The sequence below is a fragment of the Anabaena sp. CCY 0017 genome, assembly GCF_963920885.1.
Taxonomy (GTDB): Bacteria; Cyanobacteriota; Cyanobacteriia; order Cyanobacteriales; family Nostocaceae; genus Nodularia.
In genome coordinates, this window is the sequence record NZ_CAWUDG010000006.1 from 18,400 (window position 1) to 31,582 (window position 13,183).

General features: G+C 41.0%; 10 protein-coding genes. 2 read left to right on the plus strand and 8 right to left on the minus strand.

What is annotated here, in order from left to right; translation table 11 throughout:
* Positions 1–27: 27 nt before the first annotated feature.
* Positions 28–1,482, minus strand: coding sequence for an efflux RND transporter periplasmic adaptor subunit (locus tag ACM0OW_RS09380; protein ID WP_414549779.1), 1,455 nt, complete (start codon positions 1,480–1,482; stop codon positions 28–30).
* Between the two features lie 472 nt (positions 1,483–1,954).
* Here ACM0OW_RS09380 and ACM0OW_RS09385 point away from each other — a divergent pair, with 472 nt between their 5' ends.
* Entirely contained in the window at positions 1,955–2,497 is a 543-nt protein-coding gene (locus tag ACM0OW_RS09385) for a phycobiliprotein lyase (protein WP_414549780.1), read from the plus strand.
* 75 nt (positions 2,498–2,572) lie between these two features.
* Here the strand turns inward: ACM0OW_RS09385 and ACM0OW_RS09390 are convergent, their stop codons facing one another.
* From ACM0OW_RS09390 to ACM0OW_RS09405, 4 genes are all read right to left on the minus strand, one after another.
* The gene (locus ACM0OW_RS09390) at positions 2,573–4,252 is read right to left on the minus strand and encodes a choice-of-anchor I family protein (protein ID WP_414549781.1); all 1,680 of its coding nucleotides are present in this window, start codon (positions 4,250–4,252) and stop codon (positions 2,573–2,575) included.
* 529 nt (positions 4,253–4,781) lie between these two features.
* Positions 4,782–6,494, minus strand: a complete 1,713-nt coding sequence (locus tag ACM0OW_RS09395; RefSeq protein WP_414549782.1) for a diflavin flavoprotein — start codon at positions 6,492–6,494, stop codon at positions 4,782–4,784.
* A gap of 96 nt (positions 6,495–6,590) precedes the next feature.
* Positions 6,591–7,031: an endonuclease domain-containing protein gene (locus tag ACM0OW_RS09400; RefSeq protein WP_414549783.1), complete on the minus strand. Its 441-nt coding sequence runs from the start codon at positions 7,029–7,031 to the stop codon at positions 6,591–6,593.
* A gap of 340 nt (positions 7,032–7,371) precedes the next feature.
* On the minus strand, positions 7,372–9,096 hold the full coding sequence (locus ACM0OW_RS09405; protein WP_414549784.1) for a diflavin flavoprotein: 1,725 nt from the start codon (positions 9,094–9,096) through the stop codon (positions 7,372–7,374).
* Positions 9,097–9,206: 110 nt separating this feature from the next.
* Between ACM0OW_RS09405 and ACM0OW_RS09410 the strand changes: the two genes are divergently transcribed.
* Positions 9,207–10,031, plus strand: coding sequence for a pantothenate kinase (locus ACM0OW_RS09410; RefSeq protein ID WP_414549786.1), 825 nt, complete (start codon positions 9,207–9,209; stop codon positions 10,029–10,031).
* A gap of 80 nt (positions 10,032–10,111) precedes the next feature.
* On the opposite strand, the gene ACM0OW_RS09415 is transcribed toward ACM0OW_RS09410, so the two are convergent.
* From ACM0OW_RS09415 to ACM0OW_RS09425, 3 genes are all read right to left on the minus strand, one after another.
* A complete protein-coding gene (locus ACM0OW_RS09415) occupies positions 10,112–10,924 on the minus strand; it encodes an alpha/beta fold hydrolase (protein ID WP_414549787.1) in 813 nt (270 codons plus the stop codon).
* 36 nt (positions 10,925–10,960) lie between these two features.
* Positions 10,961–11,452 carry an NUDIX hydrolase gene (locus ACM0OW_RS09420; RefSeq protein ID WP_414549788.1) on the minus strand — a complete coding sequence of 164 codons (492 nt, stop codon included), beginning with the start codon at positions 11,450–11,452 and terminating at the stop codon, positions 10,961–10,963.
* A 109-nt stretch (positions 11,453–11,561) separates the two neighbouring features.
* Positions 11,562–12,638, minus strand: a complete 1,077-nt coding sequence (locus ACM0OW_RS09425) for an RNA-guided endonuclease InsQ/TnpB family protein (RefSeq protein ID WP_414549790.1) — start codon at positions 12,636–12,638, stop codon at positions 11,562–11,564.
* Positions 12,639–13,183: the final 545 nt, after the last annotated feature.

Here is a 13,183-nt window from a genome sequence, read left to right on the forward strand (position 1 = left end):
CTAAATAAACGCCTCAAAAAGTGATTTTTAATTTTGATCTACTGTTTCTGACAAAACTGAAAGAACTACAGCGTCACCTTCTTTTAAAGGTCTACCACTACGAGCAACATAGGATTCCCCGGCTTGCAATCCAGATACAATTTCTACGTTGCCGTCAGCCTTGTTCCCTAAAGTAACAACACGCGCCGTCACCTTGGTTTTACCGTCTCGGTCTGCAATTACAAAGACTTTACCATTGCGTTCCTCTGACTCGCTTTTAGCTGTTGTAGAGTCGGCAAAATTATGATTTTTTGCTTCTTTTTGAATTGCGGCTTGGGAAACCACTACTCGCTCTAATATCTGGGGTTCAAATTTGACTCTGGCCAATAGTCCACTACCAATTTTGTTATCGCTATTGGGAATCACTACCTCTACTGGGATTAAACGCGCTGTAGCATCAGCAACTGGAGAGATGCGTGTAACTCTGCCAATTAATGATTCATTGGGGAAAGCATCTAAGCTGACTTGCACAGATTGTCCCACTTGGATTTGCGATAGTTCTAATTCGGAAACTTGCACTACGACTTTTACACGGCTAAATTCGGCAATCTGCAATACTTCATTACCTGGTTGGAGAAGATTACCTGGTTCTGTAACTCTTTGGGTAATTACACCAGTGATGGGGGAAATTAAGCGAGCATAGGAGCGGCGCTCTTTAAATTGAGCAACTACAGCTTGTTGAGCTATGACTCTACCTTGGGCGGCGGCGACGGCTTGCTGTTCTGTACGTACCCGATCTTCTGATGCTCGTAGTGACTGGGCGGCTGTTTTGGCTTGAGTGCGGGCTTGTTCGGCAGTTTGTTGGGATATAGCACCGACTTGGAAGAGTTCCTGTTGTCGTTGGGAGTCTGCCTGTGCTTGCACTAATTCTAATCTCGCTCTTTCCACTTCTGCACGGGCATTACTTACCTGAGTCTCTGCCCTAGCAACTTCTGATCCGAGGGCTGCTAGTTCGGCTTCTGATTGCTTGAGTGATGTTAAGAGGATGGCATCATCTAATAGTCCCACGTTCTGCCCCTGGTTAACTCTATCGCCTACGTCTAAGTTCAAAGCTAGTAGTCTGGCTTCTACTTGCGATCGCAAAGAAACAGTCCGATATGGTGTGGTATTGCCTGTATAAGTTGGTTGTACGCGCAACGAACCAGTCCGAGCGATCGCTACATCTACAGGTGTGGGATTGTTACCGCGCCCTCCTTGAATACCTTGCTGAGATTGCGCTTTAGCAGACTCTTTCGGCATCGATCCACAACTTGCCGTCAAGAGTCCAACACCTAGCAAAAAAGTAATGTATGAGATGGATTTTAATAAAATGTGATTTGCTAGTGCTATTTTTTGTTTCGTTTCTGAAATTGAGTGCAACTGGGGATTAATTACCTGGTTTAAGGAGCCGTTATAGGTTGGCAATTTTGCCTGTTTTTTAGGCATTTCTTTATCCAAAATCATGTGTTTTGCTCCTAAAATGGAGTTTTTAAACTGCAACAGCCTGTATATTTCCCAGTAATTTAAGATGGATATTACTAACTTCTAAGAAGAATGAATATATAAGCGATCTGACAGTTTTTTTGGCTTTAGTGTTTCGTTTCATTCATTAAAATATTTACCATTATGCTGCCTATGCAAAAGTAAATATTTTTTAGCCCCTGATAAAAATGGGATTTTAGTATAAATATTACTCCTCATCTAGTTTACGCTCCCAAGTTGAGTAATCTAAAATAGCCATTTCCCGGACTTTTTTAGACTTATAACGGTAATTTGACTAGGATCGAATTATGATACCTTATTTTACATAAATATATATAATGTTGCAAATTCACTAGTATCTTGCGCTGATTATTAATTTTTTTTACTAAAAATTGCGTTTTATCTCCATGTACTATATAGATAATACCAATTTTTGCTCAGGCGAGGACTCAGAGTGACATCACCGCTAAAACTTGCACAAACCGTTGACGAATTCCAGATTGCAGAGTTTTTCCAAGAATCTGTAGGTCAGTGGATATCGGAAAGACGCTACTATACTTTGCCAGAGGGCGAAACGAAGGAAATGGAAAGTTTGATCAGCATCCGGTTTTTAGAACCAGGATGTGATCAATTACAAAATCTAGGACAAATACATGATTTGCCAGATTCTGTGAGTTTAATCTGTGGTGCGGAAGTCACCTGGGATAGTACAAATGTTTTAAAAGACAAAAAAGAGTCTCAAGGTTCCACATTATTTGGAGTTTTGGGAAATATTTTATATCGCGATCGCGGTTTTGCGACATCCAAACCTGTAACCGCTAAATATTATTTCCCTAACCCTAAAACACTATGTTTACGAACTGAGTACAACGGCTCGGTATTTGAGGAGGAATTAAAACTTATTGGTAGCAAATATCGCACCAGACAGACAATTATCTCTCGTGCTGGTGAGCAGTTGATGATTGGTCAATATTTAGAGAAAAGAATCGAAGCTTAGACTTGGTGAGGGTGGGTTAAGCTGTCGCTTTAGCGCACCATGCCCCCAACCCACCCTAAAATTTTGGGGAAACCCTTAATGCTGACGCTTGAATTTCAGCATACCCATTGCACCAATTGCCAGTAAACCAAATATAGCTCCTGGCTCAGGAACAGACTTGGTTTCAATAGAAAAAACTGTTGTTGTGCCACTAACTTCATTAGCGGCAACCAATAATGGCCGACCATTAGGACTGTCTGTGGCGGAAATATACAGTAAACCTTCTACACCTAAATCTCCAGCAGCCGGGTTAGTCATCCCATTCAAACTTACTTCCGCCATGAAATTGCGGTTGTTAATGTAGTCTACAAAGACAGGATTTAGAGGATTAGTGACATCGTAGGTCATGATACCCCCGACACGCTCCAATCCGATGAAAGCATAAAAACGACCATTAATTTCGGCAATCTTCACATCTTCTGGTTCTGGGCCTTTGTCATCGCTGCGAGCGTCAAAGCTGTTCTCATCGTTATTAGAGTTGAAGAAATCAGGTAAGCGTTTGGCAATAATTTGCTCGAAGTCGTCCCCACTGTCGTAAACTTGTGTAAGTGTACCGGTAGTTTCATCCCACTCTAAAATAGAGAATGAACGGCCTCCATAGGCGTAAATCTGATCAAAATCACCATCACCATCTGTATCGCCCAGAGTATTGGTTAGATTCAGGCGACCTAGCTTTTTATTGTCCTTGAGGTCATTGGATAACACGGCCGGATCGAGCAGATACCTAGCGCTACCCAATCGCACCTCTTCGCTAAAACTGTCATAATCACGAGCATCGCCTTCGTTGGCTGTGACAACGTAAGTTTTACCGTTGACTGTGTAGGAAGTAATACCATCGGGTTGGTACATACCCAGCACAGGCCAGTTAGTGATATTAATAGCATTATCACTATTGCTGGCATCAAATCCATTTCCTGGCAGGCTATGATCCTTAAAGCCCAAAGGAATAATGTCGGTAAATTTGTTATTAATCAGATCCAGTACTGCGATCGCGTTATTCTCTTGCAACGCTACCCAAGCAGTATTAGAATCTGGAGCAACTGTAATGTATTCAGGCTCTACATCCTGCGCTACGGTGGCATTAGGTCCAAAAATGCGGACTCCCGCAGCCCGCAACTGATCAATCTGGCTATTAAACTGGGTAAATCCCGCAGTAATAACATTGGAATTCGAGAGATTCGAGTAATCTAAATCAATAATACTGACCGAGCCTTCAGGGTCGATAGTATAGCTATTGTTCGGCTCACCTTCATTAGCCACTAACAAGCGGTTGCCATCTGGAGTGAAAGTTAACATATCAGGTAGCGCTCCCACAGTGACATCACCGAGGAAACGACCATCAGCGTTAAAAAATAAAGCCTTACCTAAATCTTGAGTAACAGGTGCTTCTACTGCTGCTGCTAGGATGCCATTTTTAAACGCGACGCTGTTAGCATTACCACCTAAAAAGTAAGTATTGATATCAATCTTAAATTCCAAGAATGGATTTGTCGGGTCGCTAATACTTATAACATCGATGCTTTTGGCTCCTGCATTCACCACAAACAGCCGTTGACTTACTGGGTCATAAGTTGGGATTTCAGCAGCACTAGCATCGAAACTTCCCGTGCTATAAGTACCAATAGGTTTGAGCGAAACTGCCTCAGCCGGAGCCACCATTATTCCTAACAAAAAAGCGGATGGAGCGATAAAGGCAATAAGCTTTTGGATGATCATGATTTCAAAGAATAATTGAATGCTTGGCTGGAAAAATCTCGTTAACTGCGGTCTACCCTTAACCGCAAATTGAACGCACGAAAAACTGCCCACTTAGCTGCTATGTAGCTATGCAGGGTTATTCGTAAATTTTTGACAAAAATTACACCTGTCTAAATTTATAAAATAGGATAGTAAATTTACACAGGAACTAAGTATATTTGCAAAATATCTGCTAAAGATTAATTAAACTTAAAGCAAAGGTTAAGTAAGGGTTAAGTAAGGGGAAAATACTGAAAAACCAGTATTTTTAACTAAAATTATTGTTTTCTACTTAGCATTTTGCTATACATGACAAAAATTTCCCCAACAAAAAATGTAGAGATACATGGAAATCGCTACAAGGGTTTTGGAAACAGCATATTTTCAGGTAAATAGACCAAGCGGTAGGGGAGAAGAGGTATTGTTGTTAAGTAACCGGAAGTTTAAAGTAATTTCTTACTCCCCCTTGCTCCCTGCGCCACGCTCCCCTGCCTCTTTTGGTCAATATCTAATAATGACTTCCCGTTTTACGTTGATGCACAGCTGTCACACCATCTTTATCTAATACTTTGCCATTATCTACCGTTGCATACACCAGCCAATGATCACCCGATTCTAACCGACCTTGTACTGAGCATTCCAAATATGCCAAAGCATCAGTGAGAATTGGAGAACCACTTTCGCTGTCCTCAGTAGCGACATCACCAAATCGGTCTTGTCCTGGGGCAAAAGGTTTAAGAAAATGTTTCATTAAGCCTATATGCTTACCTTCAGGAAGAATATTGAGGACAAATTTATTTCCTGAGTGCATCAGCGTTTCTAAAGCCCGGTCTTTCGCTACCGCTATGGTTAAACCCGGAGGATTAAAACTGGCTTGAGATACCCAAGAGGCTAACATGGCGCTGGATATATCCCCTTCCTTGGCTGTAACGACGCTCAGAGAACCCACGATACGCCCCACGGCTTGTTCTACATTTGTCGCAGGTTGGCTAGGGACACGCACTTTTTTGGCTTTCTTCAGTGCTTGGGCAAAATCGGTTCCGGCTTCTTCACATAATTGTAAGGCGACATCATCGGGTTTGAATTTGACCCGAATGGCATCAAAACCAAATCTGTAGCCAGCATCTTTGAGTTTGCTTTCAATTAAATCGACTGCTTCACCACTCCAACCAAAGGAACCAAAAACCCCAGCCAGTTTATTGTTTGTCGCGGTAGAGAGGACAATTCCTAACGCTGTTTGCACTGGTGTGGGTGCATGACCGCCCAGGGTAGGTGAACCAATCACGAAACCGGCAGATTTTTCTACAGCCGTCTGGATTTCTTCGGGTTCTGTAAATTCACAATTAATTGATTCTACAGCTACCCCAGCTTTAGTAATACCACGAGCGATCGCCTGAGCCAATGTAGCAGTATTTCCATAAGCTGACGCATAAATCATCGCCACTGTCAAGTCAGAAGATGCTTGTTGTTGCAGCCATTGCCGATAAGCTTTAGTCAGTTCGATTAAGCCATAACGGACGATGGGGCCATGTCCAGTTGCATACATTCTGATGGGTAAATCAGCCAGTTTATCTAAAGCTGTTTCCACTTGACGGGCATGGGGAGCCATCAGACAATCAAAATAATAGCGTCGGTCTTCGTTTATACTTTCCCAACCCTCATCAAATACCTGATCACCACAAATATGCGCCCCAAATAGTTTATCTGAGTAAAGAATTTCTGTTTGTGGGTCATAAGTGCAGAGTTGGTCTGCATAACGGGGGTTAGGGGTAGGAATGAACTGTAAATCATGTCCTTTGCCTAAATTCAGGGTTTCTTCCCCCCGCATGACGATAATTGGTAAATCCTGATTTTCTAAAATATCCCGTAAATTTTTAGCCCCAGGATTGGAACAGACAAAGGTAATCTGTGGTGCTAGTTCTAATAAAGCTTTGAGAGTGGCGGCGCGGTTGGGATTAATATGACCTAGAATTACATAATCAATGGTGCTTACATCCATCCGTTGCTGCAAAGCTTCCAGATAAATTGGGGAAAATGTTTCACCTGGAGGGTCAATCAGAGCAATGTTATCGCCTTGAATTAGGTAAGAATTGGCAGTTGTACCCTTAGCAAGGGCATATTCAATTTCAAATCTTAGTCTTGACCAACTGCGCGATCGCATCACTGTAGTATCTGTCCCAATGGGCAAAACTTGAACATCACGGGGTTTACTTATTGACATGGTTTTGTTTCTTTATTTCTAATTTCTAATAATTCTTGTCCCCCTCCTCATTCTTGTCCCCCTCCTCGCTTGCGGGGAGGGGTTAGGGGTGGGGTCTTATTCCAACCAACGCACAATTTCCTCTAAAACACTCTCTATCCTTAAAAAAACATCCTCATTATTAAACCTCATCACCCGCAAACCCAAAGATTCTAAAAACTCTTGTCGAATAGCATCTTCTACTTGAGTGTAATTATGAACCTCTCCATCCACCTCAATCACTAATTTGATTTCGTGGCAATAAAAGTCAACGATAAATCTATCAATAACCTGCTGACGACGAAACTTAAAACCTAGCAGTTGCTTATTTTTTAATCTTTGCCAAAGTTGCTTTTCTGCTAATGTGGGTTCACTCCGCATTTGTTTGGCAAAAGGTTTGAGTTGTTTCCAGAGGTCGGGTGGGCTTTGCCAAGAGACCCCACCCCCTAGCCCCCTCCCCGCAAGCGAGGAGGGGGGACAGGAATTAGGATTATTGGTGATGTGTTGATTTTGCGTCATTTCATCTTGCTATTCTAAGTATTTAGCAACAGCGGCGTGGGTTTCTTCACAACGCTTTCAGTTGAGGTTGAGACTATTAAATTCTGATGGTTTTTCCCCTACTTCCTACTACCTGTTTTAATAGCTACGGTGTACACAATCCTGATTCATAAAGGGTTTCCATCTCTAAAAATAAGATTTAACCGGAAATCCAGTTCCCCTCATCGCTTGCGCTACCGTCTACACACATCCTGAGCCAAAGAGAGTTTTCAACCATAAAAACAAGATTTAATCAGAAATCTTGTTCCCCTCCTCGCTTGCGGGGAGGGGCTAGGGGTGGGGTCTTATTGCACAAACACTCTTAATAATGGTTTCCCACTTTACGATGATGGACGGCTGTGAGTGCTTCTGGTTTAGAAACTCGCCCTTCGTAAACGTTGCTATATACTGCCCAGTGGTCGCCGCAGTCCATCCGACTTACAACTTCACACTCCATGTAGGCTAAGGCATCGGCGAGGATGGGAGCGCCGTTTTGGGCGGGCTGAGTTCTTACACCTTCAAAGCGATCAGCACCAGGGGCGAACCTCTTTAAAAAGTGTCTCATGAGTATTTGATAATTACCTTCTTCTAAGACATTGAGAACAAAGCGATCGCCTACTTGCATCAGTGATTCAATTGCTCTATCCTTAGCTACCGCAATGGATAATCCCATCGGTTTGAAGCTGGCTTGAGAAACCCAGGAGGCTAACATGGCACTGGATACATCACCTTTTTTGGCGGTAATAATATATAGTCCCCCACTGATTCTACCTAGTGCTTTGTCTAGGTCTGCACCCAGGGATTTCATCGCTTTGATGCTGCGATCGCGTGTTACCCATTGTCCTAAGTCTGTACCCGCTTCTTCACAAAGTTGGTAAGTATTTTCTGTGGGGGTTTGTTTAATCCGAATTGCCGGGAAAACTGTTGTTAAACCCAAGTTGCGGAATTTATTCAGCAGAGGATCTATTGGTTCATCGTCTCCACCACCTGCTTCAAAGATGCCGATGGCTTGTTTTTCTTTGGCAGATCCTAAAATGGTACTGATTGCCGCTTGGATATTAGCATTACTGCCAGCTGGAGGCATACCCACGACAATTCCTGTACAACGGCTGACTAATTCCCGCAGTTCTTGTAAATCTATCCCTGCGCCCAAGTCTACAATTTCTACCGCCACATCAGTTTTATTGATACCTTTAGCAATTGCTTGGGCTAGGCGATCGCTATATCCGTATTCTGAAACGTAAAATATGCCAATTGCTGTTTCAGGTTTGCTTTGGCTTTGACTCCAAATACGGTAACGTCCCGTTAATTCTTCGACGTTGTGAGATAATAAGGGGCCGTGACCAGTGGCGATCATCTCAATGGTTTTCAGTTCACCCATGCGCTTCAGGGCAGATAAAACCGATCTGGCATTTGGCCCCATTAAGCACTCGTAGTAATATTTAAAATCGGCTTCAATCGCTGCTAAATCTTCATCAAAGGTGCTATCTGAGCAATAATGCAACCCAAAAGCATCACAGGTGTAGAGAATTTTGGTTTTATGGTCAAAGCTGAAGATAGTATCTGGCCAGTGTAAATTAGGCGCAATCACAAATTCAAATTCGTGACCATTGCCTAAATCCAAGCGATCGCCATTTTTGACAATTTGGCGTTTAAATGGCTGATGGACTAAATTTTCCAGAAACTGAATTGCAACTTTAGAAGCCACAACGGTGATATCTGGAGCCATTTTTAACAAATCTTTGACTAAGCCGCTATGGTCTGGCTCGGTATGGCTAATAATTAGATAATCAATTTCTGTGGGATTGATTAATCCTGTGAGAGTATCAAAATATAACTGGCGAAACTTTTCGTGAGAAGTGTCCACTAAGGCAGTTTGCTCACCACGAACCAAAAACGAGTTATAGGTTGTACCGTTTTGTAAACCGAACTCAATATCAAAGCGATCGCGATCCCAATCCAAAGACCGAATTGCCATAGTTTCTTGAGCAATTTCCACAGTCTCTATGGTGAGCCGTTTTTCTGTTCTTTCGGTGAGTGCTACCATACTTGTCCTCCTTGACACAATGAGTATATTTTCCCTAGTTTTATTGTGACACGCCTGGATTATTAAGTTTTATGAAAAAATATAATGACTGACTTAAAAAAATTAAAACTGTGAAACCACAGAGGCGCAGAGGACACAGAGAGAATATTTGGTTAGCCTTGGAAATTGGCAATTCGCGGTTGCACTGGGCTTTATTTACAGGGGAAACCCTGACTGACACTTGGGATACTGACCATTTGCCAGAATTTTTAACACAAAAACTAGCTAAATGTCAAACACTTGCTGATTTACCACCACAAATTTTTCCTCCCAGTCGCCGTAGAGAAGTAGCTGAAAAACACTCCCCCCATCCCCCTATTTTTTTAGCCTCCGTCGTTCCCCAGCAAACAGCACTTTGGCAAACTCACCCTCATGTTCACGTGATTACCTTAGAGCAAATCCCCTTATTAAATATGTATCCCACTTTGGGAATTGACCGGGCGCTGGCTTTGTGGGGGGCTGGAAAAACTTGGGGTTTTCCGATATTAGTAATTGATGCTGGAACTGCACTCACTTTTACAGGTGCAGATGCTAACGAGTCTTTGGTAGGAGGTGCAATTTTGCCGGGACTAGGTTTACAGTTTAGTACCCTGGGTCAAAATACCGGACAATTACCACAGTTGGAAACAGAAATTATCTCTTTACCACCACGTTTTGCCATGAATACAAAACAGGCAATTCAAAGTGGAATTATTTATACTTTCTTAGCTGGAATTAAAGATTTTATTACAAGCTGGTGGCGGTTATTTCCAGATAGCAAAATTATGATTAAAGGAGGCGATCGCATCTCAATATTACACTATTTGCAAAATCAATTTCCCGAAATAGCCGCGCATTTAATAGTGGAACCAAATTTAATTTTTTGGGGAATGCGGGAAATAACCAGAGACTTTTAAATTCTCCCCTCTCCTAACTCCTAAATTCTCCCCTCTCCTTACTAAGGAGAGGGGCTGGGGGTGAGGTTCTGTATTTATCCTTAATTAGCGTTGATAAAATTCTGAATATCTCTAGCTACAATTCCAGCACAAGAACCAGGTAAATCATTACCAGCGTGAGCAATTATTTGCAACTCGACTTTAGGAAGCAGTTGAGTGTAGGTTTGAGTTTTAACTACAGCATCTAGTAAATCTTGACCGCCTTGCAAAATTAAAACTGGAACTTCCATCAAATGCAATCTCTTATGCAGAAACTCAGCTTCAATTTCTGATTGTCGCCTTTGAAATAATAACTGACAGGCAGCAGGATATTCTAACAACTTCTGACGCAGGCTAAAATCTTTATCCAATTTTTCCTTCAAACCCCAGATTTTATTTAAAGGTCGAAACCATTTTAATAGTTTCGATAATATGGGGGGACTATTCACTAATTTTTGCATTTTCTGCGAATATTTTTCTTGTCCTTCTATGCCTACACCTTCTGGGGCTAGTAATACTAAACCACAAACTTTTTCTGGATACTTTAAAGCATAGCTAGCCGCAATCCAAGCACCTAGAGAATAGCCGACTAAGTATACTTTCTCAAGTTTCACAGCTTGCAGAAACTCAGCAATACACTCAACCTGTAAATCAATTGAGTAATGAACATCAGGGTTTTCAGACTCACCAAACCCTAATAAATCTGGTGACAGACAATGAAAATGCTGAGATAGTGAATTTATCACTGATACCCATTGACTACTATCGTTCCAAGCACCATGCAAAAAAATCACAGGTGTGCCTTCACCAGCTTCGCGCCAGAATAATAGCCCTTGAGAGAGTTTCCTCCGGGAGTTACGGAATAGGGTATCCATTTTCATTTAACGTTAAATCTCAAATAAAAAATAGCTCTACGCTAGTGTTGTCAAGCCATTCAAGTAATCCTGCAATTGCCGAGTATGGTCATGAGACATTTTGCCTAGAGGTAAAGAATCAGCAGAAAAAGCCTGGATTTCCATAACTTCTAAAGTATCTTGAATCTCCATTTCCCCTTGAACTTCTGCTTCTACCACAACACAAATTGAATGAATGCGGGGATCTCGGTCAGGTGCTGAGTAAACTCCTACTAAACGGGTAATTTTCACCAACTCCAATCCAGTTTCTTCCGCCAGTTCTCGGTTGACTGTTTTAGGAATATCCTCTCCCCAATCCACCATACCTCCAGGTAACGCCCAGCAGCCATCATCGCGCCGCTTAATCAGAACAATTCGACCATCTGGCAATATTGGTATGATACTAGCACCAGTAATGGGATGACGGAAAATTAGACCAAGTACCGTCTGTCCTACACGCCATAAATTACGTGTTGACTGGACAACTGTGGCAAAAAAAAGCAAGAACATTCAAACTTAATCTATATGTGTGTGTTCTGCTATATAAAAACTAGACAAATCTAGACATTTACTTCTTACTTCAATGGGAGCATGGGAGCGGTTATCCCTCGGTAAGCATTCACGCTTTAGCCAAACGCGATAAATTAATAGATGCGTTTAAATCTCTATCGATGCTATATCCACAATTGCCACATTGGAATACCCTTTCTTTTAAAGGCATTTCTTGTTTATATCCACAATGAGAGCAAGTTTTACTTGATGGATACCAACGGTCAGCGACTATGATTTCACATCCAAATTTCTGAGCCTTATATTCAAGTTGACGCTTGAACTCGTAAAATCCACAATCAGCTATTGCTTGCGCTAGCTTATGGTTAGAAATCATCCCAGATACGTTTAAATTTTCTACTACTATTTTTGCGTGGTTCTTGCATAAGTAAGTAGTAATTTTATGTAATGTATCTTTTCTTGAATTAGTTACTTTTGCATGGTGTTTAGCTAATTTGATTTTTGATTTATGTCGATTATTAGAGCCTTTTTCTTTTCTAGAATGTATTTTGGATAATCTTTTGAGTTGAGCGAGATTTTGTTTGTAATGCTTAGGGTTGGAAAAAACTACACCTGTACTCAGGGTAGCCAATTCTTTCACCCCTAAGTCAACACCAACAACTGAATGCTTTTTAGCTATTAGTTCATGCTCATGTTCATAAGTAAAGGCAATAAACCAACTATCAGATGTCCGAGAAATTGTGATACTTTTACAATTAGTATGGGGTAAACCTTCATAAGTTTTCACCCAACCAATCGTAGGTAATTTTATTGATTTACCGCCTACAGTGATAGGTGTGCCACTAGCATCTATAGTAAAAATATCATTAATTCCTTTGATTTTGAATCGAGGATATTTACCCTGTCCTTTAAAGAATCGTTGAAACGCATTACCTAAATTATCAAAAGCATATTGAGTAATTTTTTGACATATCCCTTTTTCTTTTATCCAGGTATATTCAGGCTTTACATGGTTGTTAAAGAATTTCTTGAGGAGGTATTTATCAGGCTTTAATCCATCGTTGTACAAATTTTGCCAAGTAGCTAAACCCCAGTTGTAAGTAAACCGAGCAATGCCTGCGTGTTTACTCATAATTGTTTTTTGAGATTCGTTCAATTTGAGTTTTGTTTTGATAGATAAAAGCATTGAATGACCTTCAACACTGGATTTCTGAATCGTCTAATTCTCCCAGAACTTGATCAGAGTTGTCAATTGCCGAGAGTTTCCTACATCCCACCTTTGCCAGGTCTTAACACAAACACCAATTTTTTGAGCAAATTTGAGCTCAAAAACTACCTTTTTAGCAAAATGCCTATGTATGGGTGATTTTGCCAGTTTTGCCAAAATCTTTGTAGCCTCTTATTTTGGCTACAATACTGTAATTGAGGATTTGATTTTAATGACTTTTGTATAATATATCAGTCTTCTCATTTGTTGCCACAAAAATTTTTTAATCTTGGTACTTATTTATACTAACTCGCCTCTTCTAACAGATATAATAACTATTATATTATTGAATATCTTGGGACTTGAGAAACGATGTTGGGTGCTATTGACATAAATAAATTGTATACGATAGACTAGTATACTGTTAAAAGTATGTGGATGACTAAGCTAGGCCAAAAGTATATCAATGACATAAGTAGCTAATATTGCTTATGTGATGCCTAGTTTCACTTTTTTGTTGTTTA